15 protein-coding genes are annotated in these 14,341 nt (G+C 37.2%); 11 read left to right on the forward strand and 4 right to left on the reverse strand.

Translation table 11 applies throughout. The annotated features are described in order from the left end of the window. The first annotated feature begins 97 nt into the window (after positions 1-97). From H4J41_RS14735 to H4J41_RS14750, 4 genes are all read left to right on the forward strand, one after another. Positions 98-679 (forward strand): Fe-Mn family superoxide dismutase, encoded by a 582-nt coding sequence (locus tag H4J41_RS14735; RefSeq protein WP_182135203.1) that lies wholly within the window; start codon positions 98-100, stop codon positions 677-679. Positions 680-1,011: 332 nt separating this feature from the next. Further along, positions 1,012-2,946: a PrkA family serine protein kinase gene (locus H4J41_RS14740; RefSeq protein WP_182135201.1), complete on the forward strand. Its 1,935-nt coding sequence runs from the start codon at positions 1,012-1,014 to the stop codon at positions 2,944-2,946. Between the two features lie 33 nt (positions 2,947-2,979). Beyond that, positions 2,980-4,260 carry a YeaH/YhbH family protein gene (locus H4J41_RS14745; RefSeq protein WP_182135199.1) on the forward strand — a complete coding sequence of 427 codons (1,281 nt, stop codon included), beginning with the start codon at positions 2,980-2,982 and terminating at the stop codon, positions 4,258-4,260. Between the two features lie 23 nt (positions 4,261-4,283). After that, positions 4,284-5,810 (forward strand): SpoVR family protein, encoded by a 1,527-nt coding sequence (locus H4J41_RS14750; protein WP_182135197.1) that lies wholly within the window; start codon positions 4,284-4,286, stop codon positions 5,808-5,810. 73 nt (positions 5,811-5,883) lie between these two features. On the opposite strand, the gene fadR is transcribed toward H4J41_RS14750, so the two are convergent. After that, positions 5,884-6,594, reverse strand: coding sequence for a fatty acid metabolism transcriptional regulator FadR (fadR, locus tag H4J41_RS14755; protein WP_182135195.1), 711 nt, complete (start codon positions 6,592-6,594; stop codon positions 5,884-5,886). A gap of 667 nt (positions 6,595-7,261) precedes the next feature. Here fadR and H4J41_RS14760 point away from each other — a divergent pair. Continuing rightward, on the forward strand, positions 7,262-8,542 hold the full coding sequence (locus H4J41_RS14760) for a sensor domain-containing diguanylate cyclase (RefSeq protein ID WP_182135193.1): 1,281 nt from the start codon (positions 7,262-7,264) through the stop codon (positions 8,540-8,542). 554 nt (positions 8,543-9,096) lie between these two features. Here H4J41_RS14760 and H4J41_RS14765 read toward each other — a convergent pair. After that, on the reverse strand, positions 9,097-10,053 hold the full coding sequence (locus H4J41_RS14765; RefSeq protein ID WP_182135191.1) for a LysR family transcriptional regulator: 957 nt from the start codon (positions 10,051-10,053) through the stop codon (positions 9,097-9,099). A 121-nt stretch (positions 10,054-10,174) separates the two neighbouring features. On the opposite strand from H4J41_RS14765, the gene H4J41_RS14770 reads away from it, so the two are divergent. The 6 genes from H4J41_RS14770 to H4J41_RS14790 all read left to right on the forward strand — a co-directional run bounded on the left by H4J41_RS14770 (position 10,175) and on the right by H4J41_RS14790 (position 13,136). Beyond that, positions 10,175-11,200, forward strand: coding sequence for a zinc-binding alcohol dehydrogenase family protein (locus H4J41_RS14770; RefSeq protein WP_182135189.1), 1,026 nt, complete (start codon positions 10,175-10,177; stop codon positions 11,198-11,200). A gap of 72 nt (positions 11,201-11,272) precedes the next feature. Beyond that, the gene (locus H4J41_RS14775; protein WP_182135187.1) at positions 11,273-11,563 is read left to right on the forward strand and encodes a putative quinol monooxygenase; all 291 of its coding nucleotides are present in this window, start codon (positions 11,273-11,275) and stop codon (positions 11,561-11,563) included. Positions 11,564-11,681: 118 nt separating this feature from the next. Continuing rightward, positions 11,682-11,807: a hypothetical protein gene (locus H4J41_RS17645; protein ID WP_259364454.1), complete on the forward strand. Its 126-nt coding sequence runs from the start codon at positions 11,682-11,684 to the stop codon at positions 11,805-11,807. Continuing rightward, positions 11,804-11,959, forward strand: a complete 156-nt coding sequence (locus H4J41_RS14780) for a hypothetical protein (protein WP_182135185.1) — start codon at positions 11,804-11,806, stop codon at positions 11,957-11,959. Before H4J41_RS17645 ends, H4J41_RS14780 begins: the two co-directional genes overlap by 4 nt. A 23-nt stretch (positions 11,960-11,982) precedes the next feature. Next, entirely contained in the window at positions 11,983-12,360 is a 378-nt protein-coding gene (locus H4J41_RS14785) for a VOC family protein (RefSeq protein ID WP_182135183.1), read from the forward strand. After that, positions 12,357-13,136 (forward strand): oxidoreductase, encoded by a 780-nt coding sequence (locus tag H4J41_RS14790; protein WP_259364455.1) that lies wholly within the window; start codon positions 12,357-12,359, stop codon positions 13,134-13,136. The genes H4J41_RS14785 and H4J41_RS14790 overlap by 4 nt, the downstream gene beginning before the upstream one ends. A 309-nt stretch (positions 13,137-13,445) precedes the next feature. Here the strand turns inward: H4J41_RS14790 and H4J41_RS14795 are convergent, their stop codons facing one another. Continuing rightward, positions 13,446-13,853, reverse strand: coding sequence for an ACT domain-containing protein (locus H4J41_RS14795; RefSeq protein ID WP_182135181.1), 408 nt, complete (start codon positions 13,851-13,853; stop codon positions 13,446-13,448). A gap of 27 nt (positions 13,854-13,880) precedes the next feature. Further along, entirely contained in the window at positions 13,881-14,195 is a 315-nt protein-coding gene (locus tag H4J41_RS14800; RefSeq protein WP_182135179.1) for a multidrug efflux SMR transporter, read from the reverse strand. Positions 14,196-14,341: the final 146 nt, after the last annotated feature.

Consider the following 14,341-nt stretch of genomic DNA (forward strand, 5'->3'; position numbering starts at 1 on the left):
TTTAATACTTGAGTAGTTTACTAGGTTTTAGAAAAACAAACTACCTCTTTAAATTTGCATAAGAATAATTTTTTATAATCACTATCTGGAGAATATAATGACTATCGAGTTACCCGCACTACCATATGCTATGGATGCACTAGTACCACATATTTCAAAAGAAACGCTAGAGTTTCATTATGGTAAGCACCACAATACTTATGTTGTAAAGTTAAACGGTCTTATTGAAGGTACTGATTTTGCAGGAAAATCTTTAGAAGATATCGTTAAAACATCAACAGCTGGTGTTTTCAATAATGCGGCACAAATTTGGAACCATACGTTCTACTGGAACAGCTTAAGCCCTAACGGCGGTGGCGAACCAACAGGTGCATTAGCAACAGCTATTGATGCAAACTTTGGCTCATTTGCAGAATTTAAAGAAAAATTCACTGCTAGCGCCATTAATAACTTTGGTTCAAGTTGGACGTGGTTAGTTAAAAATGCTGACGGCAGCCTTGCTATCGTTAATACATCAAACGCTGCGACGCCACTTACTGATGAAGGTGTTACACCACTTATCACAGTAGATTTATGGGAACATGCTTACTACATTGATTACCGTAATCTTCGCCCTAGCTACATGGAAGCTTTCTGGGCCTTAGCGAACTGGGATTTTGCCTCAGCAAACTTCGCTTAATCGCTAAAGCAGATTAATTTCAATTTAAAAGGTCAGCATTAATTGCTGGCCTTTTTATTTGCCTTAAATTCAACCAATACACCTTTTCAATCAACATACCTTAAAGTTGATCGTCTATTCAATAACATAGCTTCCTCACTACTACCCTCTGGTTACAATTCTTTTCGCTAATATTTAAGCGCTTTCATAATTAACATCTAGACTTATACATATACTAAGTAAAACAGTAATGCTAAAAAAAGTCACAGTATTATGTCGGGTTTGATAAGTAACATTTCTCAAGTAGTCGCATTATCAGCCCAACCTGAACGATTTATCTTCTGGAGGCGGTTATGAGTATATTTCAACATTTCCAATCACGTTACGACGAAGCACAAGAAGAGTGCTATTCAATTCAAGACTTTCTTAGTCTATGTCGTCATGATCCTATGGCCTATGCTAGCGCAGCGCAGCGTTTGTTAAAAGCCATTGGCAAGCCAGACATGATAGATACTTCAAATGAGCCCTGTTTAAGCCGAATTTTCTCCAACCGGGTTATTGCCCGTTATCCCGCTTTTAAAGATTTTTATGGAATGGAGGAAGCCATAGAGCAAATTGTGGCCTATTTAACTCACGCTTCACAAGGCTTAGAAGAACAGAAACAAATTCTCTATTTACTTGGCCCCGTTGGTGGCGGTAAGTCGTCATTGGCTGAAAAGTTAAAAGCGTTAATACAGCAAGAGCCAATTTATGTCCTGAGTGCAAACGGCAAACGCAGCCCAGTCAATGATCATCCTTTTTGTTTATTTGATGCCAATGCAGACGGAAAGATATTGCAACAAGAATACAATATACCTGCACGTTACCTCAGTACCATCATGTCACCTTGGATTGCAAAACGTTTGCACGAGTTCAAAGGTGATATAGCAAAATTTGAAGTGATAAAAATTTATCCTTCCATTCTTGACCAAATTGCCGTGGCTAAAACAGAGCCTGGGGATGACAACAACCAAGATATTTCTGCGCTGGTCGGTAAAGTAGATATTCGCCAATTAGAGCACTTTGCCCAGAATGATCCTGATGCCTATAGTTACTCAGGTGCTTTATGTCGTGCCAATCAAGGATTAATGGAATTTGTTGAAATGTTTAAGGCACCTATTAAAGTATTACATCCGCTTTTAACCGCCACACAAGAAGGTAACTACAATCCGACCGAAGGCCTTTCCGCCCTGCCATTTAATGGTATTTTACTGGCCCACTCCAATGAGTCTGAATGGACAACCTTTAGAAACAATAAAAACAATGAAGCCTTTTTAGACCGAGTTTATATTGTCAAAGTACCTTACTGTATGCGCGTTTCTGAAGAAGTAAAAATTTATCGAAAACTATTAGAAAATAGTGAATTAAATCATGCCCAATGCGCACCAGACACCTTAGAAACCTTAGCCCAATTCTCAGTGCTTTCACGCTTAAAAGAACCAGAAAATTCAAGCATATATTCTAAGATGCGCGTGTACGACGGCGAAAGCTTAAAAGATACCGACCCCAAAGCAAAGTCATATCAAGAGTATCGAGATTATGCCGGTATTGACGAAGGTATGTCAGGGCTTTCAACACGTTTTGCCTTTAAAATATTATCTCGTGTTTTCAACTTTGATCATTTAGAAGTGGCGGCAAATCCGGTGCATTTGTTTTACGTACTTGAGCAGCAAATAGAACGAGAGCAACTACCCAAAGAGATCAGTGAGCGTTATCTAGCCTTTATCAAAGGTTACTTATCACCACAATATATTGAGTTTATCGGTAAAGAAATTCAGACCGCTTATTTAGAGTCCTATTCTGAATATGGCCAAAATATATTTGATCGTTATGTGACTTACGCTGATTTTTGGATCCAAGACCAAGAATATCGTGATGCTGAAACCGGGCAACTATTTGACCGTGAAGCACTGAATAATGAGCTAGAAAAAATAGAAAAACCTGCGGGGATCAGTAATCCAAAAGATTTTAGAAATGAAATTGTTAACTTTGTCCTGCGTGCAAAAGCCAATAATAATGGTAAAAATCCTTTATGGACTAGCTACGAAAAATTGCGCACCGTTATTGAGAAAAAAATGTTTTCAAATACCGAAGACTTATTGCCTGTGATTTCATTTAACAATAAAACCTCCAACGATGATCAACAAAAGCATGATGATTTCGTTGAACGCATGATGACTAAGGGCTACACAAAAAAACAAGTCAGATTACTTTCTGAATGGTATTTACGCGTTAGAAAATCTTCTTAGGTTGTACTTAGTACCTCTAAGTAAGGAGCATAAATGACAAACTTTATCGATAGGCGATTAAATAGTAAAAACAAAAGCACGGTCAACCGACAGCGCTTTATCAGACGTTATAAAAGCCAAATTAAACAGGCTGTTTCTGAGGCGGTCAATAAACGTGGCGTCACTGATATAACCAGTGGTGAAAATATTACCATCACTAAAAAAGATTTAAATGAGCCAGTTTTTCATCAAGGTAGTGGTGGCATTAAAGACCGCGTTTATCCAGGTAACGACCAGTTTACCAGTGGCGATCACATTGCTCGGCCACCACAACAGCAAGAGCAAGAGCAAGGCGGCCAAGGTGATGCAAGTGATTCTGGCGAAGGCGATGATGACTTTGTCTTCACTATTTCCAAAGATGAATATCTACATTTACTTTTTGAAGATTTAGAGTTGCCTAACTTAGAAAAAAATAAGTTAGATAAAGTCACTAATTATAAAACGGTGCGTGCGGGTTATTGCGCTGAAGGCGCCGCTTCCAATATCGATATTGTGAAATCATTACAAGGCTCAATAGCGCGCAGAATTGCCATGACCGCGGATAAACGCCGTAAACTTAAAACACTCGAAGCTGAGTTAACCTTGCTAGAGCAAGATAGACACGATAACACTCTAGCTAAACATAAACTTATTACGGCCATTGGCAATCTTAAAGAGAAAATCAGTAAAGTCCCTTTTATTGACTCCTTTGATTTACGTTATCGTCATTACGCCAAACAAGCGCTGCCAACATCAAAAGCGGTGATGTTTTGTATAATGGATGTCTCAGGTTCGATGGATCAAGCCACTAAAGATATTGCTAAACGTTTTTATATTCTTTTATACCTATTTTTAACGCGTACTTATAAAACCATCGACGTGGTTTATATTCGTCACCATACCCAAGCAAAAGAAGTTGACGAACATGAGTTTTTTTATTCGCAAGAAACTGGCGGTACCATCGCATCAAGTGCTTTAGAGCTAATGATTGAGATAATGACACAGCGCTATAATGAAAAAGAATGGAATGTTTATGGCGCTCAAGCGTCTGACGGCGATAATTGGGCCGATGACTCTCCGCACTGCCAGCAATTAATGCGCGAAAGTATACTGCCAAAAACCCGATACTTTAGTTATATAGAAATATCTCAGCGTGCTCATCAAAGCCTATGGCAACAATATGCTCAACTTGCTGATACCGATGATGCTTTTTCAATTGAGCACATTAAAACAGTAGCAGATATTTATCCGGTATTTAGAGCCTTATTCAAAAGAAAAAAAGTACAAGCCGCTTAGGAATTCAATACATTGGAGCTTTTATGACTAAACGTAAACCACTTGACGATAGCAGTGACTGGACATTTAATAAGCTTGAACAATACCAAAGTGAAATTGAGCGTGTTGCGCAACATTATCGTTTAGATACCTACACGAACCAAATTGAAGTGATCACCGCCGAGCAAATGATGGACGCCTACGCGGGTGTCGGCATGCCTATTGGTTATAATCATTGGACCTTTGGTAAGAGGTTTATTCAAACCGAGCAAACCTATAAACGCGGACAAATGGGCTTAGCTTATGAAATTGTTATTAACTCAGACCCCTGCATTGCGTATTTAATGGAAGAAAACACCATGGCGATGCAAGCCCTTGTTATGGCACATGCTTGTTATGGGCATAACTCATTTTTCAAAGGTAACTATTTATTTAAGTCATGGACAGACGCGAGCTCGATTATTGACTACTTACTGTTTGCTAAAAAATATATTGCTGACTGCGAAAATAAACATGGTATTGACGAGGTTGAAGCTTGCCTTGATGCTTGCCATGCCCTAATGAATCATGGTGTTGACCGTTATAAACGACCACAAAAAATATCAATGGAAGCAGAACTAAAACGTCAAGAAGAACGTGAGACTTATCTGCAGTCACAAGTAAACATGTTGTGGCGAATTGGTGCAGATAATGAGACAGAAGGCAAAAAAATCAAGGCAACTTTTCCAACCGAGCCCCAGGAAAATATCCTTTATTTTATCGAGAAAAATGCCCCGCTATTAAAACCTTGGCAACGAGAATTAGTACGCATTGTCCGAAAAATTTCTCAGTACTTTTACCCTCAAAAGCAAACGCAAGTGATGAATGAAGGCTGGGCTTGTTTTTGGCACTACACTATCCTAAATCATCTCTACGATGAAGGCTTAGTAACAGATACCTTCATGCTGGAGTTTTTACATAACCATACTAATGTGGTTGCACAACTTGACTATAACAGCCGCTATTATTCAGGTATAAATCCCTATGCGCTAGGCTTTAATATGTTTATGGATATTAGGCGGATATGTGAAAATCCAAGCGAGGAAGACAAGCTTTGGTTTCCAGAAATAGCCGGCAGTAATTGGCTTGATACTGTGCATTTTGCTATGGAAAACTTTAAAGATGAAAGCTTTATAAGCCAATTTTTATCACCAAAATTAATGCGAGATTTTAAACTATTTCATTTACACGATGACAGTGATAAGAACTATATTGAAGTGGGCGCTATTCATAATCAAAGTGGCTATCAACAAATTCGAACTATGTTATCTGACCAATACAATTTAAGTAACCTAGAAGCAAATATCCAAATTTTTCATGCCGATGTCAGTGGCGATCGTTCATTAACTTTACGCTATATTCCGCACCAAAAAATATCACTCGCTGACTCTAAAGATGAAGTATTAAAGCACTTATATTACCTGTGGAAGTTTGATGTAAAGCTGCTGCAAGAGAATAAGTACGGGGTAGACGAAATTATTGCGCAATGCCCAGAGCCAGATGAGTTGGCAAAAAAAAAGGCAACTATTTAGTTGCCTGATTTACTTTACATGATTTGCTTTACATAATAACGTTAACTTCAGCTTATTGCTGCTTGGTTATTATTTATTCAGCAAGTTCTTTTAATACTTCGTCTTTTAGCTCAATCCAAAGTTTACCTGACTCAATACCATATTTTCTGACCGCAAATACAGCTTCGTCGCATTGGCCCGCTTTAGCTAGTTCAATCAGTTTTTTATAATAATTTCGTGATATTTCACGGCCGCGCGGATGAGAATAATACAAAGTACCTAAACGCGAATACAAACCTCTAAAACCATTTAGAATCAATAAATAAATAGAGTTTCCTGAGGCTACAACCAAGTCTTTATTAAGCTTGTAATCAAATTCTGCAAACGCTTCACCAGTATCTTCAACATCTTCAATGGCTGACAATAATTCAATGGTTTTTTCTGGATTATTCTTAATTGCCCCACGGACATATATCGCACTAATATTGGTACGCGCCGACATTAAATTATCCACTAAATCAGGAATTCCTTCTTGATCAAGCTGCGCTAACGTTTCAAGAATGTTAAGGCTAGACGTTTCCCAAAAATTATTAACTTTTGTAGGCTTACCATGTTTAATGGTTAACCAACCATCGCGTGCTAAACGTTGTAGCACTTCTCTTAATGTCGTTCTTGTGACGCCGATAAGTTCTGATAATTCACGTTCAGCGGGCAAAATAGTACCCGGTGGAAATCCACCATTCCAAATAGATTCTACAATATACTGCTCGGCAAATCCTGCTGGGCTGTTCGCTTTTATAACCATGTGGCTCCACATCACTTAAAGTTGACTGTAATTGAAACAGATTGTACCAGAACATCCAACGGACACAAGCGCAATAGAATTGATAATAAATTTTGACTAGTGCCACTTAGGTTTAGAATGCGAGGCAGGTTGAGAATTCGATAACAGATTAAGAATTCGATAACAGATTGAGAGTTTTTATCATTAAAATTTAGCAGCAGATTACCGCTAGTATTGTTTAAGCAGCTTTTAGCCTTTTATATAAGTAAGGCTACTTAAGGGAATTGTATAAGGCGACTGGGTTTTCATATCTATTCATCATTTACTGTGCATAAAATCAGTCCGAATGGCTTAACCCTATATTCAAGTAAGTGAACTACAGCTATTATAGCTCAGTAGACAGTCAGGTGATATTCAATCAGATTTGGAGTGTGCGACGGCTGCCCGTGGTAAGTCATATTGAAACGGTAACTAATGCCACTTTGCCGACCTAATTTAGACACATATTTATCACAATAAATAGTCCGCTTAGCCACCATTGCCGAAAGTCGAATCACTAAAATTTACAGCAGAAATAACAACAATAGTCGAAATTTACTTAGGTCTCTAAATAGATAAGTTAATGTTACTTATTGTGTTATGGTTATTTTTTAACTTAAAATAAATAAATTATTTCTAGAGGTTTTCTATGTTGAACGACACCTTAAATACTGGATTATTGCTTGATAAACTTCCTATTGGTATAACGGTGTTAAATCCAAACTTAGAAATTGAGTATGCTAATCCGTTGGGACTGAAAATTCTGGGATTAAAAGAACATCAAACGATTGGGAGATTAATCTCTGATCCACAATGGCTATTAGTGGATAGCTTTCACGAACCACTTCCTCTTGAAAAATATCCAGCAGTACAAGTTCTGAATAGCAAATCTGCCATTGATAATTTTGAATTTGGCATCTACAATCCAGAAAAAAACGATTACACATGGTTACTTAGTAATGCATATCCTGATCTAAATAAACATGGAGAGGTTACACAAATTATTGTGACTTTTACCAACGTTAGTAATCAGAAAGAAACCATTCCGTTTGAGCAAATTGTTCACAATGCTAATGATATTGTGATGGTCACTAAAGCAGAACAACTACGTAATGGTGGCCCAGAGATTATTTATGTGAATAAGGCATTTTCTACATTAACTAAGTATAGTGAAGAAGAGGCTTTGGGGAATACACCACGGATGTTACAAGGTCCGAAAACTAGCAGTGAAATGAGAGAAAAAATCTATCAGCATCTTTGTAAAGGCGAACAAGTGTTAGATGAAATATATAACTACGATAAACATGGTAACGAGTATTGGATCGAACTAAATATCGTGCCATTAAAGAACTCATATGGCAAGGTTACGCATTTTGCCGCTATCGAACGTAATATTACAGAACGAAAAGATCACGAACACAACCTTACTGAAATGGCAATGACTGACGCTTTAACCGGACTTGCTAATCGTCGCTCGTTTTACAGTAAAGCAAAGCTTGCACTCTATGAGGTAATCAAGCAGAAATCATCGTTTTTTTTAGCTGTTATAGATATTGATTACTTTAAAAAAGTCAACGACACCTACGGCCATGATATGGGTGATGAAGTGTTAGTGAAGATAGCGAGATTGATGAATAATAATACCCGGGATACCGATATTTTAGGCAGAGTAGGCGGTGAAGAGTTTGCTTTAATATTGAAAAATGTGACGAAAGAAAACGGCATAAAGCGTTTAGAAAATATTCGTCATAGTATTCAATCTATATCGATTATTTTATCAACGGGCGAAAGTTTATCATTAAGTGTAAGTATTGGCTGTACGGATATTATCCCTGAAAGTAAAAATATTGATGAGATGGTAAAACAAGCAGACATTGCGCTTTATCGAGCAAAAGAAGAAGGGCGCAATCGCACGGTATATTATTCTTAATGCTGTACATGTCTGTATTCTTTGAATGAGAGTTATACCTAGAATTTCAAACCTAAGACAATTGTAGTGGTACAGTTAATTTGGACACCTTTTTAAATGTATTTCGATTGTATAATTTCCTTTTTGGGGGGCGAAAACACCATGGATTTAATACTCTAAATTTAAGTTGATCTCGGTTATTTGAATGTCCGCTTTGGAGATTCAAACAAACATGATAGAGAAAGTGTCAGGTATAGCCTCAAGATTAACATCCAAAATTTGAACTCCACTGTGGGCAATGAGCCTTGAAGCGGACATTAGGATTAATAAGTGTCTAACTTCCGCTTTGCCCACCAAGGGAACATTAGCACTAACAAATATTAGTGCCAAAAATCAAGTCGTTTGGGGGATTGGGTGAATCTTCACTCAAGCCACAGAACGGACATTAGCTTTTAAATACGATGTATACTTTGGATTTGATTTTTTATGCTTTATTTAAAACTGGCAGTTACACAAAATCTGTTACAGCCTCTTTCAGAGCACTTTGTTGAAATGTCACATTGAGAGCATAACATTTACACACTAAACTGACTCCGCTCATCAACATCTGCCTTAGTTACAATCCCTTTATCAATAAGTTGACTATGTACCTCAGCACATTTCATTTTCAAATGCTCCCTAAGTAATCTAACGGCTGGGGTAATGGTTTGTCTACTTGGGCAAATAAGCCATAACTCAGTCGGGTTAAGGGTAAATTCGGTTAATATTGGAATAATCTTATTTGAAAGCAAATCATTTGACATATCTAAACTAGATTTCGCCGCTATCCCTTTACCGCTCACGCACCATCGTCTAACCAGTTCAGCGTCATTTGACGTACGATTACTTTGCATTTTTACTTTAATAATTTTACCTTGCTGGGAAAACGCCCAAACATCATGAAGCATGTCATGCAATTGATATAATAGACCATTATGTGTGGTTAAATCATGAGGATGTTTAGGGGTACCATTTTTTTCTAAATACTTAGGTGTTGCACAAAGTACTCGCGGCACATTACAAATTTTGAAACCATATAAATTAGCATCCGTTGGTGAGCCATAACGTAGCGCGATATCAACCGGGTCACGATAAAAATCGATATTACTATCGCTAATATGAAGTTTTACACTAACCCCTTTATGCGTTTGCATAAATTCATCAAGCCAAGGCAAAATTAAATGCCGACCTAAGTCAGACGGTACTGATATTCTTAAATCACCATCAATAATATCTAAGTCGTCTTTAACATTTTGCTTAGCTTGGTCGAGCATTTGTAATGCTTGTTCACAATGGGGAATGTATCTTTCACCCGCAATAGACAGCCTTAAGCGCCGAGTTGTTCGGATAAATAGTTCAACGTCAAGTGCACGTTCAACACGTTTAATTGCCGCACTGGCCGTGGCTGTACTCATATCTAAGCTCGCTGCTGCTGCGGTAATACTGCGAAATTCAGCTACTTTTAAAATAACATTAAGATCTTCTAATAACATGATTGTCAAAAATATTTTGATAAAGATTCAATCATTATGCAGTTTCTTTATTATCAAGCAAGGCCTAATATTACTGCGAAGATAACTTAACGATTAATTGAAACATACTTAGGGGAAAAACATGAAAGCAATTGCCTACACTAAATCATTACCTATTAACGACTCAGCCTCTTTAATTGATATTGAATTACCACAGCCTACCGCGTCAGGGGTTGACTTATTAGTAAAAGTCTCATCGATTGCTGTTAATCCCGTTGATTACAAAATACGTCAGAATGCTGCACCAGAAGAAGGTGAATACAAAGTACTCGGCTGGGATGCTGTAGGAGAAGTCGTCGCGACAGGTGAATTAGTTAGCCACTTTAAATCTGGTGATAAGGTGTTCTATGCAGGCGATTTAAATCGCCAAGGCAGTAACGCCGAATATCAGTTAGTTGATGAGCGAATCGTTGGTCATAAACCGAAAAGCTTATCTGATAGCGAAGCCGCTGCGTTACCGCTAACGGCAATAACGGCTTGGGAATTATTGTTTGAACGTTTAGCCATAAAACAGCAACAACCAGACTCAAAAGAACAGTCAAACGAGGTTATTTTGATTGTTGGCGCTGCCGGTGGTGTAGGCTCAATTTTAGTTCAATTAGCGAATAAACTCACAGGTGCAACCGTTATCGCAACTGCGTCTCGTGAAAGTTCAGCAACGTGGGTGAAAAAATTGGGTGCTGATCATGTTATCGATCATACCAAACCATTAACGGCTCAAATTGAACAATTAAATATTGGCCAGGTAACACACGTTGCCAGTTTAACTCACACAGATTCATACCTAGATAGCTATGTTGAGTTGTTAGCGCCTATGGGTAAAATTGCCTTAATTGACGATCCAAAATCCCTTGATATCAGCAAACTTAAATTAAAAAGTTTGTCACTACATTGGGAGTTTATGTTTACCCGCTCTATGTTTAAAACTACTGATATGAGCGAGCAACACCGCTTACTTAATAAAGTTTCTGACTTGATTGACCAAGGTCATATCCAAACCACGGTGGGCAAAAACTTAGGCACTATTAATGCCAAAAATTTAAGAGCTGCTCATGCAGAGCTTGAATCAGGAAAATCAATCGGAAAAATAGTGTTAGAAGGCTTTTAAAAGCCTTTAAAAAGTAACTATTTAAAAACGTTAACAACAATTAAACGCATTAAAAAGACAACGGAAATTAATATGACAACTTTAAGCATAGTAGTAAACATCAAAGCAAAGTCAGATAAAATTGCTTTAGTTAAAACAGAGCTTTTAAAGCTAATTGACATCACTCGTGCTGAAGCTGGTTGTATCAATTATGACTTACATCAAGACAATGCAAACCCGGCACATTTTATGTTTTACGAAAACTGGCAAACACGTGAACTTTGGCAAACACATATGGCTAACCAGCATTTAGCTGATTATATGGCGGCAACAGAAGGTTGTGTTGAAGAGTTTGTTTTAAATGAAATGACCGTAATCGTTTAAGCACTATTTTTATTAAGTAGTTACCAAAGGTTTTGTAACATTTTATAAAACCTTTTTAGTCTTTCACCTGATTATAGTTAGCACCTTGTTATAGTTAATACCTTATTCGGAAAATTTAATGAAAAGTAAGGTATCAAACAAGCTCACTCTAGGTGTCATTACTTTATCTTTTCATCATGTTGCCGCGTCATTAGTTAGCCATATTTTAAACCACATAGGATTTGAAGTAGCAAGCAATGGTTGAGCAAAGCACAATTGAAAACATTAGCTGCTTTACGTTTTTCAAATGACATTATAGCTGAGCTTGATGATCAAATTTTTTGTGAAAATAAAGCACTTGATGATGTCACACTCATATGGCTAAAATTGAATGGTTTTTTGACGATTCAAAATTAAGTTGTAGCTAAATAGGAATATAAATGAATATTAAATTTGATCACATTTCATTAAGCGCTAAAAATCCTGAAAAAATGAGAGATTTTTTGGTTGCTCTATTGGATGTAAAAGTAGGTACTAGAGCAAAGCTTTCTTTTGATGGTTATTTTCTGTTTGCTGGAGATAAAGATGTTATCCATATTTTTGGTCAGTCACAGCCTAGTAAACACAACGCAACTGAACAAAATATTGTTCACCATATTAGTTTTTTCAGTGATAACTACAAGGATGTTATGGACAGAATTTCATCGCTAGATTTACACTATTCTATCAAACAAGCCTCTGACTCATCAAAAGTACAAATTTTTGTACGTGCTCCTGAGAATTTAATGATTGAAATACAAGCGGTACCACCAAAATGATGGATATTAATACTCATCCATTTTATATTGCTGCCCATGAATCAGGCAGTTTAGCCAGTAACATTCCGTTATGGGCAAGCCGAGAAGAAAACCCATTTAAATTTACTCATGCAGCGTCGCAAGTTGTTACTCGCAGCGAAATTGCAGGTGTACCGGGCGCTTTCCAGTTATTAAATGTATTAAGCGCAGAAGAATGCCAAGCATTAATTGATGCGACCGAAAGCATGGGATATACAGAAGATGCGGCGGTATCGTTAGGCCGTAATATTCGCCATAACATGAACCTAAGTTGTATTGTAGATACAAGCACTGAACGACTTATTTGGTCGCGAGTAGCTCCATTAGTCAAGGTAGAAAGTACCCCTCCTTTTGCGGGTAAAATACCATTAGGATTAAATCAACGTTTTCGTTTTTATCGTTATAAAAAAGGTGACTATTTTTCCACTCATACCGATGGTGCATGGCCAGGCAGTAAAATAGTTAATGAAAAACCCGTTACCGATGCTTTTGGCGACCGCTATAGTTTATACTCCTTTTTGATTTTTCTAAGTGACGAATTTACCGGTGGAGAAACACAATTTTTAGTGGATAAAAGTGATCCTACACGCCCTGCTAGAACCCCTAACAATGCACAATTAAAAGGTGTTCGCACACAGGTTGGTGGTGTTTTATGTTTTCCACATGGTACGCATCCATTACATTGCTTACATAGCTCTCAAATGATTACTCAAGGCGTGAAGTATATTATTAGAAGCGATATTTTGTTTAGCCTATAAACACATTCAATATTAGCTTCCAGTAAATGTGTTTATAGGCTATGCCGTAAGATATATACAGACGTTTTGGCAATCTATGGGCGATATATTATTGCCAAGCATAAAGTAGACCTTATACTTGTTTACAATCCCAAAAATTACCCGACAAGCTTATATTTTCGCCGTGTGACATCACTTAAAGTGCTTAAAGTGCTTAAAGTAAACGTCACCGGCAGGTTTAGTTAAGCCCTGATATCTAAAAGCCTCAGGTCAAGTTTGAGCGACTACCCAGCAAATTTTACTGATAAACACATAACTTGGCTTATCTTATTATTGTTCCTGAAGGACAAGTTCATTTAGACAAGCCAATGCTTTTTCGGCATCTTGTGATGCAATAAATATATGATCATGATAATACGCCGCAATAACATTTGCGCTAATATTTGATTGCGTTAATTTGGTTGCAACAGCAGCCGTTAAACCAACAGCATCAAGGCTAGAATGTACAGCTAAAGTGATACATTTAAACGTACCTGAATGTATAATATTAAACTCCTCCGCTTTTTCTTTTTTAACGATAACCGTTAATCCTTCTTTTTCTTGAAACGTACCAATAGGTTCTAACTGGGCTAGCTGTTCATAGCTATTAGTATCAAGCGTGCCAAAAACATATTCTGTTTCAGCAAGAAGGGGCGTCATTGCAGCAATTAGTTTTTTTAGATCGATTTCACCAGACATATTTATTTACTCACTTTGTTGATTATATTAATTAGATATTTTTAAGCCAAGCACGCCAATAAATATTAAGCAAAAACAGCATAATTGCTGAATAGTGATTGGTTGTTCAAAAAAATAATGGTTTATGATAGAGATGGATGATGCACCAACAGCCAACCAAACAATGTAAGCTGTAGTAATAGGAATTTCTTTTAAAGCAACTGAAAATAACACTAAACTAAGTGTCATAGAGAAAATTGCAAAGATGATATAATAGGGTTTCGTAAAAGATTCGGATTTTTGAAGACCAACTAACCAGCCAGCTTCTAAGGTTCCTGCAATAAATAAGATAAACCAAGACATGTAAGCACTCAATAATATAGAGGTCGTCCTCTGATATAAATAGAGCGGTGAGGTCGTCCTCACATCAAAACTGCTTAGGTTTGATAAGAGCATAACAGATAGTAATAAAAAATAAAACGGGAACATTTAAAGTTACTTTAGCCGCT

This window comes from Colwellia sp. MB3u-45 (genome assembly GCF_014077005.1).
GTDB lineage: Bacteria > Pseudomonadota > Gammaproteobacteria > Enterobacterales > Alteromonadaceae > Cognaticolwellia.

What these genes read in the sequence shown, in the direction of transcription:
- H4J41_RS14750 (WP_182135197.1), top strand. Translation starts at nt 4,284, where the DNA reads ATGACTAAACGTAAACCACTTGACGATAGCAGTGACTGGACATTTAAT.
- H4J41_RS14745 (WP_182135199.1), top strand. Translation starts at nt 2,980, where the DNA reads ATGACAAACTTTATCGATAGGCGATTAAATAGTAAAAACAAAAGCACG.
- H4J41_RS14770 (WP_182135189.1), top strand. Translation starts at nt 10,175, where the DNA reads ATGAAAGCAATTGCCTACACTAAATCATTACCTATTAACGACTCAGCC.
- H4J41_RS14795 (WP_182135181.1), bottom strand. Translation starts at nt 13,853, where the DNA reads ATGTCTGGTGAAATCGATCTAAAAAAACTAATTGCTGCAATGACGCCC.
- H4J41_RS14735 (WP_182135203.1), top strand. Translation starts at nt 98, where the DNA reads ATGACTATCGAGTTACCCGCACTACCATATGCTATGGATGCACTAGTA.
- H4J41_RS14800 (WP_182135179.1), bottom strand. Translation starts at nt 14,195, where the DNA reads ATGTCTTGGTTTATCTTATTTATTGCAGGAACCTTAGAAGCTGGCTGG.
- H4J41_RS14740 (WP_182135201.1), top strand. Translation starts at nt 1,012, where the DNA reads ATGAGTATATTTCAACATTTCCAATCACGTTACGACGAAGCACAAGAA.
- H4J41_RS14775 (WP_182135187.1), top strand. Translation starts at nt 11,273, where the DNA reads ATGACAACTTTAAGCATAGTAGTAAACATCAAAGCAAAGTCAGATAAA.
- H4J41_RS14790 (WP_259364455.1), top strand. Translation starts at nt 12,357, where the DNA reads ATGATGGATATTAATACTCATCCATTTTATATTGCTGCCCATGAATCA.
- H4J41_RS14785 (WP_182135183.1), top strand. Translation starts at nt 11,983, where the DNA reads ATGAATATTAAATTTGATCACATTTCATTAAGCGCTAAAAATCCTGAA.
- H4J41_RS14765 (WP_182135191.1), bottom strand. Translation starts at nt 10,053, where the DNA reads ATGTTATTAGAAGATCTTAATGTTATTTTAAAAGTAGCTGAATTTCGC.
- H4J41_RS17645 (WP_259364454.1), top strand. Translation starts at nt 11,682, where the DNA reads ATGAAAAGTAAGGTATCAAACAAGCTCACTCTAGGTGTCATTACTTTA.
- H4J41_RS14760 (WP_182135193.1), top strand. Translation starts at nt 7,262, where the DNA reads ATGTTGAACGACACCTTAAATACTGGATTATTGCTTGATAAACTTCCT.
- fadR (WP_182135195.1), bottom strand. Translation starts at nt 6,594, where the DNA reads ATGGTTATAAAAGCGAACAGCCCAGCAGGATTTGCCGAGCAGTATATT.